The sequence below is a fragment of the Caproicibacterium argilliputei genome (assembly GCF_029211325.2).
Classification (GTDB): domain Bacteria; phylum Bacillota; class Clostridia; order Oscillospirales; family Acutalibacteraceae; genus Caproicibacterium; species Caproicibacterium argilliputei.
This window is the reverse complement of record NZ_CP135996.1, coordinates 629,289-644,483: the sequence shown is the minus strand read 5'-3', so window position 1 is coordinate 644,483 and position 15,195 is coordinate 629,289. Positions and strand designations below refer to the sequence as shown.

13 protein-coding genes are annotated in these 15,195 nt (G+C 54.4%); 1 reads left to right on the top strand and 12 read right to left on the bottom strand.

What is annotated here, in order from left to right:
* Positions 1-84: 84 nt before the first annotated feature.
* Entirely contained in the window at positions 85-2,709 is a 2,625-nt protein-coding gene (locus PXC00_RS03000; protein ID WP_275846008.1) for a cation-translocating P-type ATPase, read from the bottom strand.
* 369 nt (positions 2,710-3,078) lie between these two features.
* On the bottom strand, positions 3,079-3,963 hold the full coding sequence (locus PXC00_RS02995) for a LysR family transcriptional regulator (protein WP_275846007.1): 885 nt from the start codon (positions 3,961-3,963) through the stop codon (positions 3,079-3,081).
* Positions 3,964-4,080: 117 nt separating this feature from the next.
* Here PXC00_RS02995 and PXC00_RS02990 point away from each other — a divergent pair, with 117 nt between their 5' ends.
* Positions 4,081-5,091: a YeiH family protein gene (locus PXC00_RS02990; protein ID WP_275846006.1), complete on the top strand. Its 1,011-nt coding sequence runs from the start codon at positions 4,081-4,083 to the stop codon at positions 5,089-5,091.
* Between the two features lie 70 nt (positions 5,092-5,161).
* Here PXC00_RS02990 and PXC00_RS02985 read toward each other — a convergent pair whose 3' ends face one another.
* From PXC00_RS02985 to PXC00_RS02940, 10 genes are all read right to left on the bottom strand, one after another.
* Positions 5,162-6,658, bottom strand: a complete 1,497-nt coding sequence (locus tag PXC00_RS02985) for an alpha-L-fucosidase (protein WP_275846005.1) — start codon at positions 6,656-6,658, stop codon at positions 5,162-5,164.
* Positions 6,659-6,663: 5 nt separating this feature from the next.
* Entirely contained in the window at positions 6,664-7,320 is a 657-nt protein-coding gene (locus PXC00_RS02980) for an SGNH/GDSL hydrolase family protein (protein ID WP_275846004.1), read from the bottom strand.
* 76 nt (positions 7,321-7,396) lie between these two features.
* Complete coding sequence (locus PXC00_RS02975; protein WP_275846003.1) at positions 7,397-9,190, bottom strand: type 2 periplasmic-binding domain-containing protein; 1,794 nt, start codon at positions 9,188-9,190, stop codon at positions 7,397-7,399.
* Positions 9,191-9,291: 101 nt separating this feature from the next.
* Complete coding sequence (locus PXC00_RS02970) at positions 9,292-10,212, bottom strand: carbohydrate ABC transporter permease (protein WP_275846002.1); 921 nt, start codon at positions 10,210-10,212, stop codon at positions 9,292-9,294.
* 23 nt (positions 10,213-10,235) lie between these two features.
* The gene (locus PXC00_RS02965; protein WP_407654298.1) at positions 10,236-11,186 is read right to left on the bottom strand and encodes an ABC transporter permease subunit; all 951 of its coding nucleotides are present in this window, start codon (positions 11,184-11,186) and stop codon (positions 10,236-10,238) included.
* Positions 11,187-11,461: 275 nt separating this feature from the next.
* Complete coding sequence (locus tag PXC00_RS02960; RefSeq protein WP_275846001.1) at positions 11,462-11,890, bottom strand: Hsp20/alpha crystallin family protein; 429 nt, start codon at positions 11,888-11,890, stop codon at positions 11,462-11,464.
* 234 nt (positions 11,891-12,124) lie between these two features.
* The gene (locus PXC00_RS02955) at positions 12,125-13,171 is read right to left on the bottom strand and encodes a nucleoside/nucleotide kinase family protein (protein ID WP_275846000.1); all 1,047 of its coding nucleotides are present in this window, start codon (positions 13,169-13,171) and stop codon (positions 12,125-12,127) included.
* A gap of 38 nt (positions 13,172-13,209) precedes the next feature.
* A complete protein-coding gene (locus PXC00_RS02950) occupies positions 13,210-13,773 on the bottom strand; it encodes an ECF transporter S component (RefSeq protein ID WP_275845999.1) in 564 nt (187 codons plus the stop codon).
* Between the two features lie 13 nt (positions 13,774-13,786).
* Positions 13,787-14,590, bottom strand: coding sequence for an energy-coupling factor transporter transmembrane component T family protein (locus PXC00_RS02945; protein WP_275845998.1), 804 nt, complete (start codon positions 14,588-14,590; stop codon positions 13,787-13,789).
* Between the two features lie 185 nt (positions 14,591-14,775).
* The gene (locus PXC00_RS02940; RefSeq protein ID WP_275845997.1) at positions 14,776-15,177 is read right to left on the bottom strand and encodes a DUF3842 family protein; all 402 of its coding nucleotides are present in this window, start codon (positions 15,175-15,177) and stop codon (positions 14,776-14,778) included.
* Between the last annotated feature and the right edge of the window lie 18 nt (positions 15,178-15,195).

Genomic DNA, 15,195 nt, shown 5'->3' with positions numbered 1-15,195 from the left:
CATACCATACTTCCGAAATTCCGAAAAGAGCCGCCGCAGGAAAATACACCTGCGGCAGCTCTCATTCTAAAAATCTCCGATATTTTATGCTTTTTCCACACGGTCGCGGATACCCTTAAAGACCTGAATCAGCAGGGTCGGCGCAAACGCAAGCAGTAGAATCTGCATGGCGTGTTCGCCGGTCAGCGGCGCCACCAGGAACAGTCCCTCCATTGCCGGAACGAACAGCACCAGTGCCAGCAGTGCCACTCCGGCAAAGAACGCCAGCAGCGAGTAAGGGTTTGAGGTGAATTTCAAACGGAAAATGGACGCGCGGCCGCGACAGTTAAAGCCGTGGAACAAGCGCGCAAGCGTCAGCGTCGCAAATGCCATGGTGCTGGCAAGTGCCGCGCCGCCCGCGGAGTAGCCGCTGTAAAACGCGAGCATCACAAAGACAGCAATCAGCAAACCCTGCCCGAAGATTTTGCGCAGCAGGCTGCCGTTTAAAATGGACTCCTTCGGGTTGCGCGGTTTCTGGTCCAGCAGGCCGCGCCGCGCCGGTTCCATGCCAATGGCAATGGCGGGCAGGCTGTCGGTCAGCAGGTTAATAAAGAGCAGGTGCACCGGCGCAAACGGCACCGGCAGCATCATCAGGGACGTAAACAGCACACACAGAATGGCGGACATATTGCCCGAAAGCAAAAACTGGATGGAATTTTTGATGTTTGCAAACACACTTCTGCCGTTTACAACTGCTTTGACAATGGTCGCGAAATTGTCGTCCGAAAGAATCATCGAGGCGGCATCCTTGCTGACCTCAGTGCCGGTAATGCCCATGGCCACGCCGATGTCCGCCTGCTTGAGCGCAGGCGCGTCATTTACACCGTCTCCGGTCATGGACACGATACATCCGCGCCGCTGCCACGCCGTGACTATGCGGATTTTATGTTCAGGAGAAACGCGGGCGTACACCGCAATATTCGGCAGCTTTTTGTCCAGTTCCTCGTCAGTCATAGCGTCCAGCTCCGTGCCGTTGACCGCCAGGTCGCCATCCTCGAAAATGCCGATTTGCTTCGCAATCGCGGCCGCCGTCACCTTGTGGTCGCCGGTAATCATCACAGTGCGGATTCCCGCGCGCTTGGCGTCGGCAACCGCCTGCACAGACTCCTCGCGCGGCGGGTCAATCATGGAAATTAACCCGATAAAGATAAAGGCATTTTCATCTTCAAATGTCAGGTCGCGCACTTCCGGCAGTTCGCGGCAGGCAAACGCCAGCACGCGCAGACCCTGCTCGGAAAGCTCCTGATTCACGCGCGCAATCTCGGCACGCTCGCTGTCTGTCATCGGCACAATGCCGTCACTGGTAAACAGATGGGTAGAACGCTGCAGCAGCACGTCAATCGCGCCCTTGGTCAGCAGGGTCGGTTTGCCGTCAATTTCGTGCAGCGTACTCATCAGCTTGCGGTTCGAGTCAAACGTTAACTCGCGCAGGCGGGGATGCTGCTTCCGGTAAGTGGTTTCCTCCACACCGAACAGGCTGCCCAAATGCACCAGTGCCACTTCGGTCGGGTCGCCAATGGCCGTGCCCGCTTCCTCATCTTCTGTTGCGTCACTCGCCAGCAGGGCAGTCTTCAGCAGCAATCGCTGCGGGTCGTTTGCCAGTTCCAAATCTTTGCCGTCCAGCATGGCATGGTCAGCATAAATTTTCTGTACGCACATCCGGTTCTGCGTGAGCGTACCGGTTTTGTCAGAGCAGATGACCGACACGGAGCCGAGTGTTTCCACCGCTTTTAAATCTTTAATAATGGCGTGCTGCTTCGCCATCTTCTGGGTGCCGACCGCCTGCACGATGGTTACAATGGAAGAAAGCGCCTCCGGAATGGCGGCAACCGCCAGCGCTACAGCGAACATCAGCGAATCCAAAATGGGCATATGCGTGCGGAATACAGAAAGCAGGAACACCACAGCGCTGATTGCCATAATGACTATCGAAAGCTTCTTACTGAAATCATCCAAACTTTTCTGCAGGGGGGTACGCCGCTGCTCAGTTTGGTTCATCAACGCGGCAATTTTACCGAGTTCCGTCTGCATACCGGTGCCGGTCACCACCACGGAAGCGCGTCCGTACGTAACCAGCGAGCCGGAAAAAACCATGTTTTTGCGGTCACCGAGCGCCACCTTCTCCTGCAAAAGCGTTTCTTCCGACTTTTCCACATCCACGCTTTCGCCGGTCAGCGAGCTTTCATTCACTTTCAGCGAAAAATTCTCTGCCACGCGGCCGTCCGCCACGACCAAATCGCCCGCCTCCAACAGCACGATGTCGCCGGGCACCACCTGCTCGGAGGGCACCTCCATGCGGGTGCCGCCCCGCAGGACTTTGGCAGTGGGGGTGGACATCGCCTTTAAGCTGGCAAGGGACTTTTCCGCCTTCACATACTGCACCGTACCCAAAATCGCATTGAGAATCAACACCGCAAAAATGACGATGGTGCTTTCCACCTGACCGGAAATCATAGAGATGATTGCCGCCACCGCCAGGATGGCGACCAGCAAGTCTTTAAACTGCTCCAAAAACACCACAAAGGTGCTTTTGCGCTTGCCCTCGTCCAGCTTGTTGGGGCCAAACTGCGCGAGGCGTTCCGCCGCCTGTGCAGCGGTCAGCCCCTGTGCGCCGGTCTTTTCTTTCTGCAGGGCTTCTGCTGCGGAAAGGTTGTAAAAATTGTCTGCCATTTGATACGCTCCTTTTTTTAGCGCGTGCGGCAGGCAATAAAAAAGACTTATCGCCAACCGTTCACGCAAAGATGAACAGTCATCGAAAAGTCTTGTTACCGAATTCGGCACACACTGCCAGGCTGTAAGGCCGAGGTGTTGGCAGTGCATTTTCAAACTACTCCCTTTAAGAAGACAAGAGCTATTATACGGGAAAACACAAAACTTGTCAAGCGCTGCCCCCTGGTACATTTCTGTATAAAGAAAAGCCTCACAGACTCCGCAGCGGCATCGGCTGCCCTGCTGTTCTCCTTTTGGCTGTGAAAGCCGTACCACTATTCTGCGCGCATCCTGCTGTGATTATCCGACACACATGGAAAACCCATCAGCTCACCGCAGCGCACAGAAGTCCTCAAAAATCTGCCGATAGTGCGCAGAAAAAACGCTCCCGCGCCGCCAGACAAACGAAAAATCGTGTGCCAGCGAAAAATCCCGCAGCGGGACGCGCCGCAGCAAGCCGTTTTGCAGTTCCTCCTGTACCGCGGTTTCATACAGAAAAGTCACACCGCAGCCCGCACAGGCCATCTGCTTCAGCATCAGAATACTGTTCACCTCCGCCCAATGCGGAAAATCCTCCAGCATCAGGTTGCGGCTGTGCAGATAGGTTTCCAAAATACTACGTGTGCCGGAGCCTTTTTCCCGCACCAGCAGTCGCTCTTCCAGCAAATCCTCCACGGTTTCCACCGACCGGTGGAAAACATAGTCCTGCGCGCAGACGGCGACAAACGTTTCTCGCGCATAGGGAATCGCTTCATACTCCTTTTTCGGAAAAAAACCTTCGACTACGGCAAAGTCAATTTTCCCCTGCTCAATTTGTGTCAGCAGGTCGGTCGTATCCGCAATTACCAGTCTCAAATTCAGCTGTGGGTTCGCCTGCAGATACCGCAGCAGCGGCGGCAGAATTGCATAAGGTCCCGCCGTAAGCGTAGCGCCAAATATCATCTGCCGCGCCCCGCCGTCAATCTGCCGCAGTTGCTGTGCAAGCAGCAGCGAATCGTGCCGCATGGTAACCGCAGCGGACTGCAGCGCGCGGCCGGCCGGTGTCAGGGTCAGCTTCTTTCCGTGATTTTCAAACAGCTTAACCTGATATAGCTCTTCCAGCTGCTGAATCTGGTGGGATACCGCCGGCTGCGTAAGATGCAGCCGCTGTGCCGCGTGTGTAAAGTTCATAGTTTGGCAGACTGTAAAAAATGTTTCCATCCGATAATCCAGCATAGCATCGCCTCCTGCTTTCTATTATAAAACAAATTGATGATAAAATAAATATTTATAATTTTATTTTATCGAAGAAGCGTGTTATGATACTTGCTGTAGAAAGGAAGGAAACATACAATGAACTTTTTGAAACAAAACGGAAAGGGTCTGCTGCTCTGCTTTGCCATCGCCGTACCCGCCATGCTGCTGGGCACGCTTTTCCCGGTGATTGGCGGTCCGGTGTTTGCCATTCTCATTGGCATGGTGCTGGCACTACTGCTGAAAAAGCGGACATCCCTTGACCCTGGCATCAACTTTACCTCCAAGAAAATTCTCCAGACTGCAGTTGTTCTGCTGGGGTTCGGTATGAATCTGGCAGATGTGCTGGCAGAGGGAAAGCAGTCCCTCCCCATTATTGCGGCAACCATCTCCACCTCTCTGCTGACATCGTATCTGCTTTATAAAATTCTGAAAATTCCAGAAAACAGCGCTGTTCTCGTTGGCGTCGGTTCCTCCATTTGCGGCGGTTCTGCCATTGCGGCAACCGCACCGGTCATTGATGCAAACGATGAAGAAATTGCGCAGTCAATTTCTGTAATCTTTCTTTTTAACGTCATTGCCGCCATAATTTTTCCGGCACTCGGCGGCGCGCTCGGCCTTTCTAATACCGGATTCGGTCTGTTTGCCGGTACTGCCGTCAACGACACCTCTTCTGTCACGGCAGCGGCAACCGCTTGGGACGGAATCCACGGCAGCAACACGCTGAACAGCGCGGCAATCGTTAAAATGACACGGACACTGGCCATTATTCCCATCACGCTGGTGCTTTCCCTGATTCGTACGCGCCGTTGTGAAGAAGCATCCGGCGCAAGCAAAGTGCAGCTGCGAAAAATTTTCCCTTGGTTTGTCCTGTTCTTTGTTCTTGCTTCGGTCGCAACCACGGTTTTCTCCTTTCCGGCTGCGGTGACAGGCCCGCTGACATGGCTGAGCAAATTTTTCATTGTGATGGCAATGGCCGCCATCGGTTTAAACACACACATTGTGAAATTGATTAAAACAGGTGCCAAGCCGATTTTCCTCGGCTTCTGCTGTTGGGTTGCCATCAGTTGCGTCAGCCTGCTGATGCAGCGTTTTCTGGGTATTTGGTAAAACAGCTTCTCTATGAAAGCATAAAAAACCTGCTGCGGGAATCCATACTTCCCGCAGCAGGTTTTTTCATTTACTGCATTTCCACTTTGATGACCACCGGGTATGCGCTTTTCATAAATGGCGCCTGCAGGTGCAGCCCCGCGGTATCGCGCGTCCACTTTGGCTTTTCCGTGCAGCCCAGCACCGACAGCTTCTGAATCAGACCGTGGAACTCCGGAATATTTTGGTTTTCAGGCAGTCTCAGGGAGCGCACGGTCACACAGCCGTCTTCCGGCCAGCGCAGAACTGTGCAGTACAGGCTGCCGCCGTGTACCGTGAAGCGGATATCCGCCGGCGTGTATGCAGGCTCCTGACTGTCTGTAAACTGCCCCTGCGCCTCTTTGGTCGGCCCCTCGCCGCACTTGCGCCACGGGCGGCTGCCATAAATCGCCTCGCCGTTCACCTGCAGCCAACCGCCGACTTCCCGCAGGATTTTCTGGTCGGTGTCCGGAATGGTGCCGTCGGACTTCGGCCCGACATTCAGCAGCAAGTTGCCGTTTTTGCTGACGATATCCACCAGCTCCAGCAGAATCTGACGCGGTGTTTTATAATCCAGGGAATCCGTATAGCACCAGGAATTGTTTGCAATGGCGGTATCAGACTGCCAGAAGAACGGCTGCGCCTGTGCAAATTTGCCGCGCTCCACCTCCACCACACCGCTGCCAAACATCATGGAATCATGTTTGTAGCAAATGGCGGTCGGTTTGCCCCACTGTGCGCCACGGTTGTAGTAATACGCCGCCAGCCGCCGCAGGTAGGGCTTAAAGGCTTCATGCTGAATCCACCAGTCAAAGTACAGCACGGCAGGGCGATAGCGGTCAATCAGCTCACAGGTGCGCAGCAGCCAATCGGTCAGGTACGCTTCCGTAGGGTATGGCTTGCTCTGCAGGTCTTCAGGATTCGGTTCCGGCATGGCGGGCCAGTAAAAATCCCCGCGGTGCAGCGGCTCATGAATGTCACTCGGAAATTCTTTGCCGTGACTCATAAAGAACCAATGCTCCGCGCGGTGCGACGACGTGCAAAACGTCAGCCCCTGCGCCTCCAGCGCAAGCTTCAGCTCACCGAGGATGTCGCGGTGCGGCCCCATTTCCCACGCATTCCAGTGTGAAAGTGCACTGCGATACATCTGAAAACCATCATGATGCTCTGCCACTGGAAACACATACTTGGCGCCGGCCTGCCGAAACAGCGCCGCCCACTGCGCCGCGTCAAACTTTTCCGCACGAAACTGCGGAATAAAGTCTTTGTAGCCGAACTGTTCCTGCGCGCCGTAGGTTTCCCGGTGGTGCTCGTACTCCGGCTTCCCCTGGATGTACATATTGCGCGAGTACCACTCATTATTGAATGCCGGCACACTGTAAATGCCCCAGTGCAGGAAAATGCCGAATTTTGCTTCACGAAACCAGCGCGGCGGCTCAAACGCGGCCAGCGAATCCCAGTTGTCATGAAACGGCCCCTGCCCGACCACCCGGTCAATCTCAGCCAAATATGCCTGCTCGTCAAAGGGAATTGTGCTCTCTGTTCCCATTTTACTCACCTTTCTTTCCAGTCAAATTCGACAGTGTCCAAAAATGCTTTCGCCAAAATCATGTGACCCTGCAGGTTGGGGTGCACACGGTCCGCGCTGATGTAAAAATAGGAAAGCGACTGCAGATATCGGTCGATTCGTTTCTGCACGTCGATGTACGGCAGCCCAAACTTTTCCGCAATCCTGCGCGCAATGGCGGCGTACTCATCCACCCGCCGGCGCATGGGATCGCTGCGGTTCAGCTCCATAAAAAACGGACTAAAAATGAAAATATTCTTTACCTGTGGCTTGGTCTGTTCCAGCAATTCGCAGTATGTCTGCTCGTACTCCGCCGGACTGACCGTTTCCAGCTGCTGCAGCTCCCCGTCAAACTGGCGCCAGACGTCGTTAATGCCAATCATCACGGAAAGATAATCCGGATGCAGGGCGGTCACATCCTGCTTCCAGCGTGCTTTCAGGTGGCGGATGGTATCGCCGTTGACGCCTTTATTAACCACCATGATTTTCTGCTCCGGCGCCAAGCCGGTCAGCACAGCATTGACCAAACGGACGTAGCCATCGCCGTAGGAGTCCCACGCAGCCGGCGCCGCCTGATAATTTCTGCCGCAGTCTGTCACGGAATCTCCAATCATGACCAGCCTGCTTCCTTTTTCCAGTAACATTTTAAAGTCCTCCTAATTCATTACACCCAGAAAAAGAGGGCGCTGACTTGAGCCAGTGCCCTCCTGTTTTCAGCGCTTATTTGCTGCTGGCGCTGCTTCCGTTTGTCTTCATGATCGTTTCGCGGGCAGTCTGCTGATCCTTTGCATCCTTCATATCCACCGCCAAAACCTGGTCGTAACCCAAGCCCTTCACTGTGGTCTGCATATCCTTCAGAAGACTGTTAAATTCATTTTCATCCTTTGCGAAAATCATTTTCCAGGAATCTGCAACAATAACCTGCTTGCACTGATTGCGCAGCGTTGCGATGTCGGAACTGACCTCCGGCGCAGCGTAACCGCTGCCGGGCGCTACCATCAGCATATCATGTTTTTTGAGATAGTCAATCGTTGTTTTTGTGCCCATCTTTTTCTGCCAATCGGTGTCCAGTGCCGTTGTGTTTTCGCTCAGCACGCTGTCCCACATGGTGTAAGAATAGGTAGACTTGGTTTCGGGGTCGATGTCGACCGGCGTAACGGTGTTAAAGTTCAGCTGCGAAACGCCGTCTTTCCAGCTGCCGCCGCCATACGACGCCGGAAGTGTTGCGTCGCCGCCAAGCTGCGCTTTCTTGCCGAACTCCGTCAAAGCCGGCTTTCCGTCCTTCATTTCCCAGGTCAAGCCCTTCGGGCCGGCGCCCATGGTATCCTCAATGCCTTCCGGCGAGTAGAGCCAGTCGATAAAGTCTGCCAGACGCTGCGGATCCTCCGCCTTGCTGCCGATGGAAATGCAGTTGGAGGGATTGCCGTTCGGCACACAGCCGTAGGAGAAAATTTTCATGTCGTCAATCGGTGCCAGCATGAAGCCTTTGCCAGCCTGCTTATGTTCGGTTGTGTTGTAAGCGGCCTGCCCCAGCCACGGCCACGGCGAGTACAGAACCTGACCGTCCTTGTACTTACTGTTAAGCGTATCGTAGTTCTGTGAAGTGGACTCTGGGTCTACCAAACCCATCTGGTTCGCCTTAAAGAACAGCTTGAGCACCTTGTTGTAAATCGAATTGCTGTCGACGATGCTCTGGTAATCGCTGCCGTCTGCTTTGGCAAGCACAAAGCCCATCTCATCGTAGCCATACAGGCAGGTAGGCTGCTTGGCATTGTTCATCATGTTGTCGTCCCAGTCTTTAAAGAGGGAGACAGCGTAGGTCTTTTTGCCGGAGTCGCTCTTCGGCACAGCATCCTGCATCTTTTTCCAGACTGTGAGCAGGTCATCCATGCTCTTCATTTCCGGATAACCGGCTTTTTTGTAAGCATCCCAGCGGACATACGGGCCGAAGGTCGGGTCCAAGCCTTCACTAGGGGTGTCTGCAGTCTGGCTGGAAATCTGGCTGGGGATTGCCCACATTCCTGTTTTTGACGCCAGCTTGTTGGTTTCTGTGATGGCGCTGCTGTAATTAGAAATGTTCTTTTCATTCTTCATCAAGTCGGTCATGTCTGCCAGAAGACCCGCCTTAACCATCGTCGAAAGCCGTCCGTTGTTGGCACCGGTCAGGATTAAGTCGCCCAAGTCGCCTGCGGCGGAGCGTGTCTGAAACAGGGTGTCGCCGCCGCCTGCCACGTTCGGCGCGATGATGTTCAGCTCCATGTTAAACTTATCCTTTACAATTTTTGCAAACCAGCCGGACTGCTTGCCCTGATAGTTTGCCTGGCTGTCAAAGACATCCACGGTAATAAACTTTTTGTACTTGGAACTGCCCGTGCCGGTATCGGAAGCGGCGGTGCTCCCCGCAGCGCTGCCGGCAGAAACGGACGACGAGCCGCTCCCCCCGCTGCAGGCTGTGCTGCTGACCAACATTGCTGCACAGAGCAGTGCAGCGGCTACTCTTTTTGTCACTCTCATTGTTGCAATCCTCCCATTTGTATGCATTGATACCTATTATAAAACAGGCTTCTTTTTGCCTGCTTCAGACAACTGTTTTGCGGGCACGCACCCGCTGACTCTTACCCTTTGACCGAACCAATCATAATGCCTTTGACAAAATACCGCTGGAACATCGGGTAAATAAACAGAATCGGCAGCACCACAATGACCGACACTGTCATACGGATAGAAGTCGGCGTCTGCTGGGTGGCGAGCGCCGCCATATCCATGCCGGCGGTGCCGTTGTTTTTCACCAGCATCGCCAGTGAATTCGCCTGATTGATGTACTGGTACAGCAGGTACTGCAGCGAGTACAGCTTGGTGTCCGTCACATAAATCAAAGTATCCTGAAAGGAGTTCCACTGACCGACTGCCGCAAAAATCGCCACCGTTGCCAAAATCGGCGTACAGGTTGGCAGAATAACTTTCCAGAATACCGTCAAAATGCCCGCGCCGTCGATTTCGGCGGCCTCCTGCAGGGCGCTTGGAATGGACTCCACATAGGTTTTCACCAGGATGATGTTAAATGGCTGCACAATTGCCGGCAGAATGTAAACCCAAAAGGTATTGGTCAGGTGCAGATTTTTCATGGTGATAAACATCGGAATCAGGCCGGCGTTAAAGTACATGGTGATAACCAAAAACCGGTACCAGAATTTGCGCCCCCACATCCGCCGCTGGGTGAACATAAAACCCAGAAACGCGGACGCCATCACGGTGCAGACCGTGCCGATAACGGTACGGGCGATGGTCACGGTTGCCGCCAACGGCAGCCCCTCCAGCTGCAGCACCTGCACATAGTTTTGAAAATGAATTTGCTGCGGCAGAAAGTTGATTGCGCCGTTTGCGCTCAAGCCGTTCGCGCTGATGGTGTTGATAATCAAATAGTAAAACGGATATGCGCAGATCAGCGCCATGACGGCAAAGAACAGGTAGTTGCACAGATTAAAAATCACCGCGCCCTTCGTTAGGGGCTGCTTCTTTTTTTTAATAGATACCACAGGTTTTTCCTCCTTTTTCCGAGTCAGATAATTGACTCGCCGCGTGTCTTTTTCGAGGTGTAGTTTACAAGCACCAGCAGCACCACACTGACAACACTCTTCATCATGCTGATTGCCGTTGCCAGCGACAGGCTGTTGCCGGTCATACCGATGTTGTAAACATAAAGATCCAAAACCTGGATGTGCGTTTTATTGAATGCGTTCTGGAAAACGAAGTACTGATCCATGCCGTTGTTGAGGAAATTCGCAACGGAGAGCATCAGCAGGACAAAGAAAGTTGGCATCAGTGCCGGAATGGTGATGTGCCGCATCAGCTGCGCCCGGTTTGCGCCGTCCACCCGCGCGGCTTCATACAGCGACAGGTCAATGCTGCTGATAGAGGCTAAGTACAGAATGGCGTTCCAGCCCAAGCTCTTCCATGTGTTCCAGAACAGCATCCACAGCCAGGTGTGCGCGTCACTGTCCAAAAACTTAACCGGGTCGTGGAGAATCCCCATATTCTGCAGGACAGTGTTGACCATGCCGGTGTTTGAAAACAGGCTGAATGCAACGGAAAACACCAGCACCCAGCTGATGAAGTTTGGCAGTGTTGTCAGCGTCTGCACCACATTGCGAAACGGCTTGTTCTTAATCTCATTAAGAAACACCGCAAACAGCAGCGGCAGAATGGAAGTGGCAATTCCCAGCAGACTCATGGCAAAGGTGTTTTCCATGACCTGAAGCAGCTGTTTGACCTGCGTGGAATTGGCAAACAGCATGGTGAACCACTTGGTTCCCACAAAGTCGCACTCTGAAAGCGGCAACGGCGGTTTGTAGTCATAAAAGGCATAAACCCAGCCGTACAGTGGAAAATACGAAAACAGAAATACCAGAACCAAAAAAGGCAGCACATAGAAGAACATTCTCTTACTTTGGCGGCCGCTCTTTTTCTTCTTTGTTGCTCCACTCTTTACGGGAACAGCCCCTTTGACCATTATGACCCCTCCTGAACCACATTTCCTTAATCTTTTGTACATATTTATCATAGCATTGCTTTCTCTGCGCGCATACTGCCAAGATTCCATCTTTATACCGTACAGTTTTTGATGTTTCTGTGAAAATGCATGGCAATGTGGAATTTTTGCTGTAGAAGAGGTGCAAGTTAGACAGGAATCCTCCTCCGCAGAAAAAAGGACGGCGCCGCCGCAGGGATTTCTGTCCCCGCGGCGGCGCCGCCTTTAAAGTCCGCTAGCTTGCAGCGGTCGGTTTTTTATTGAATCGGAATCTGCTTTGGCAGCTGCTTTGCTTCCTCTTTCTTCGGCAGATCCATAGTCAAAATGCCATTTTCAAAGCTTGCACTAATTTTCGCCGTGTCAATACCGGAGACATCAAACGACCGGCTCATACCGCTCATGCGGCGCTCGCGGCGAATGTAATTGCCCGCCTTGTCTTTCTGCTCATTTTCGTCCTTGTGCTGTGCAGCCAGCGTCAGGCAATCATTTTCCACATTGATGGCAATTTCTTCTTTTTGGAAACCCGGCAGCTCCGCCTCCAAAACATACTTGCTGCCCTCGTCGCGAATATCCGTGCGGCAGGGGGAGAAGTTATTTTCGACGGAATTGAAGAAATCATCATCGAAATGGTTGAAAAAGTCAAACAGGCCAGCGTTGCGATGCTCAAAAGGAATCAAGTCAAACATGATGAAAACCTCCATTTTTTCTGCCTGCCCGTTTAGGGCGGTGTAAGAATTTTTTTGATGTTGTCTTTGGGATCTTTCCCTTTGACAATTCTTATCATACCCACCGACTGTTAACAAACAGCAGAAATTACATGAACATTTCGTAAACATTAGCACTCTTCTAGCATGAGTGCTAATGTACCTGTTAGAATTTTGCCTGCTCCGCCCTTTCTATCATTTTTCCGCTTACCTGTTTTAAAGAGTCAAATCTGCGCGCTCTGCTGTCCGGCAGTCGGCAAAGTACGCTTCCTCCAGCGGAATCCAGTGCGTTTCAAAAAGCGCGGCGGCTTGTGCGCCGTTTCGCCTGCAAATGCGCTCCAATTGCTCCTGTGGATTCACGGTGGAAAAGACAGCGGTGTCCCAGTAACGTCCAAACTTGGGGTGCATACTGTACGAGCCCTCCACAATACGCCATCTGCCGACCGGCACCTCCCGCTGCCCGGCAAAGTCCATGCTGCCGCAGTCAAACTTTCGGTAAGAAAACGCATTCGCATCGCGCAGGTACGGCAAGATTTCCTGTATAAAACGTTCGTAGTGCACATTCCCGCCGGGTACCGACAAACGTGCAGTTGTACGCAGGCTTTGTGGCAAAAAGAAATCATCCATGTGCGCCACGCCGGCCTGCAGCACCACTGCAAGCTGCGCCGCCATCGTGCTTTTTCCGGAGGCCGTGCGGCCGTCCATCGCCAAAACCGAAACCGGCTTTTCCGGCAAAGCCGCCAGCCGCTGCAGCAGTGGAAACAGCCGGACCGCCCATGCGGGCGCCAGCCGGTAAGCCGGTGCTTCTGCCTGCCGATACGGTTCGCTGTGGTGAACTGGCCCGCGCCCCGTGCCGTCAAACTGCCGCAGCTGTGCTTCCCAGGCCGCTTCGGTCACCGGCAATTTGCCCGCCTGTGCAAGTTCCCGCACCTGCCCGCAGTACAGTAAGAACCGTGCCCGCGCACCCCCATCCGCCTCCTCTGTCAAGCCGCACAGGCGAAACAGCCACGCCGGCGGCAGTTTGCACCGCTTCCAGGCGGAAAGGTTCACACGGCACAGTGCCGGTGAAATCGGCTCCGACAGCGCCTGTGCATCCGCCGGCGTCGCCGCAAATTCTTCGTAAAACCACTTTTCGCCCTGCGGCAGTTGCTGCCGCAGATGCGCTGCACCGAACGCCGCCTGGTAACACAGTTTTAAGACATCCTGCGCCTGCAGGGACGGATGCTTTTCCGCCTGCCGCAGCAGGCACTGTGCAAACTCCATGTTCGCTTTCCTCCATTCTGCCGCACGCTTTGCACTGCTCAGGCTTTACCGATGTTCTGCCGCTTTGCGTAGCGCGGCGGAATCAATGCGGACTTTTCCAGTGCCGTGTACAGCACCGGCAGCAGAATCAGCTGCAGAATCATGCCCGGCAGACTGACCACAAAGTAGGCGGCTGCCCACGCGGACAGGGAGTAGCTGCCCGCCGCGAAAAACAGTGCCTTCGCCGCACCGGCAAGCAGGCGGCCGCCCACCATCGCCCCCAGCAGGCTGATGTATAAATCCGCTGTCCGTTTTCCGGTGTGCACCCACTGCATCAGCAAACCGGATAAAACGCCATAAGCGGCCAGCTCTACCAGCATTGCCGGCAAATATGCTGCCGGCGGCATCTGCGTCAGCAGGCTGGAGAGCAGCGGCCCCGCAACCCCGCACAACAAGCCAAACGGCCAGCCGCAGACCAACCCGCACAGCAGCACCGGCAGGTGCATGGGGCTGTAAATGGTACCGCCGTCCGGCACAGCGTGAAACGCCAGTGGCAGAACGACGCACAGCGCAATGCAAAGCGCCGTCAAAATTGATTTTTTAACCGATGACAGTTGTTTCATAAAAACCCTCTCTTTATTTGATAAAATACCCTGCAAAAATCTGCACTGCAAGGACAGACAAACAGAAACCCAGCGCCGCGCCGTCCATCGCCCGCAGCTGGGAAAGGGTACGGTGTGTCCGACCGGCGGCGCCGCGGTAAGCACGCGCCTCCATGGCGGTTGAAAGTGCGTCAGCCCGCCGAAATGCCGACAGAAACACCGGCACAACCAGCGGCAAAACGCCGGTGGCTTTGCCCCAAACACCACGCCCGGAAAACCGTGCGCCGCGCGCAAGCTGTGCCCGGCGGATTTTTTCCGTTTCCGTAAGCAAATCCGGCAGAAAGCGAAACGAAATGCCCAGAATCATGGCTATTTCCTCCACTGGCACACGCAGCAGTTTCAGCGGTTTCAAAAAGCTTTCCAGTGCCTCGGTAACCTGTACCGGCGGTGTTGTATAAAGCAGCACCGCACTGAGCGCCAGCAGGAACGCCATATTGGCAGCAGCCCGTATGCCCTGCAGGATTCCCGCCACGCTCAATCGAAAAATCCACCAGGACCAGAAAGCTTCTCCGCTTTTGGAAAACAGTGCGTTCATGCTGAAAATCACCAGAAAAAACGGCCACATCCCCCGGAAGGATACCACAAGGCTTTTTGCCGGCAGCCGCGCCGCCAGAACTGCCGCCGCAGTTACAGCCGCCGCCCAAATATACCCGAATCCGTCTGCCGCTAGCAGAACCACCGCCAAAAGCAGCAGAAAGCCGAGCAATTTTGCGCGTGCGTCCATTCGGTGCACAAACGAATCGCTGGGTACATACTGCCCCAGCAGAAGATTTTCCACCAAGTGCCCTCCTCCCTGTCAAAAGACTGTTTCGGCGCTGTCTGCCAATAAAAAATGCCGCGAAAGGCAGGCCCTCCTTCTGGAGAGCCGTTCCTTCGTGGCAATGGATTATGCTCTTTCCCATCAGCTAACCGCCAAAAGCCGCTTCTGCGGCACGCCGCACCTTCCCGGTACGGCGCAAGCGGTCAGCCTGCTTCAATCAGCGCAACTGCGTCCTGCACATACTCGCTCAGCGGTCGTCCCCGGTCACCGGCAACGTAATTATTGCACCGGCTGACCGGAATCAGCACACGCTTTGCGGGACTGCGCCCCACGGCGGCCGCCATGGCGGCGGTCACTTCGCCCAGCATAGAGTCCGCAACCACGATGCTGAGCGGCCCAACAATGACATCTGCCGTGCGGCTGTTGACAAAAACCGCATTTTCGCCGGTGGCGGCATTGTCCGCGCCTGCTTTCAGCATGGCGGCGGTTGCCGCGCTGTTGGTGCCGACCGCCGTCACCTGCGCCTGCGGCAGTCTGCCCTTGAGCGCCGCCACTAGTTCGCGGCCGATACCGCCGCCCTGCCCGTCAATAACCAGAACCTGCACGCCTTCTTCGCCCGCTTT

What these genes read in the sequence shown, in the direction of transcription:
- PXC00_RS02990 (WP_275846006.1), top strand. Translation starts at nt 4,081, where the DNA reads ATGAACTTTTTGAAACAAAACGGAAAGGGTCTGCTGCTCTGCTTTGCC.
- PXC00_RS02950 (WP_275845999.1), bottom strand. Translation starts at nt 13,773, where the DNA reads ATGAAACAACTGTCATCGGTTAAAAAATCAATTTTGACGGCGCTTTGC.
- PXC00_RS02980 (WP_275846004.1), bottom strand. Translation starts at nt 7,320, where the DNA reads ATGTTACTGGAAAAAGGAAGCAGGCTGGTCATGATTGGAGATTCCGTG.
- PXC00_RS02995 (WP_275846007.1), bottom strand. Translation starts at nt 3,963, where the DNA reads ATGCTGGATTATCGGATGGAAACATTTTTTACAGTCTGCCAAACTATG.
- PXC00_RS02985 (WP_275846005.1), bottom strand. Translation starts at nt 6,658, where the DNA reads ATGGGAACAGAGAGCACAATTCCCTTTGACGAGCAGGCATATTTGGCT.
- PXC00_RS02955 (WP_275846000.1), bottom strand. Translation starts at nt 13,171, where the DNA reads ATGGAGTTTGCACAGTGCCTGCTGCGGCAGGCGGAAAAGCATCCGTCC.
- PXC00_RS03000 (WP_275846008.1), bottom strand. Translation starts at nt 2,709, where the DNA reads ATGGCAGACAATTTTTACAACCTTTCCGCAGCAGAAGCCCTGCAGAAA.
- PXC00_RS02975 (WP_275846003.1), bottom strand. Translation starts at nt 9,190, where the DNA reads ATGAGAGTGACAAAAAGAGTAGCCGCTGCACTGCTCTGTGCAGCAATG.
- PXC00_RS02960 (WP_275846001.1), bottom strand. Translation starts at nt 11,890, where the DNA reads ATGTTTGACTTGATTCCTTTTGAGCATCGCAACGCTGGCCTGTTTGAC.
- PXC00_RS02965 (WP_407654298.1), bottom strand. Translation starts at nt 11,186, where the DNA reads ATGGTCAAAGGGGCTGTTCCCGTAAAGAGTGGAGCAACAAAGAAGAAA.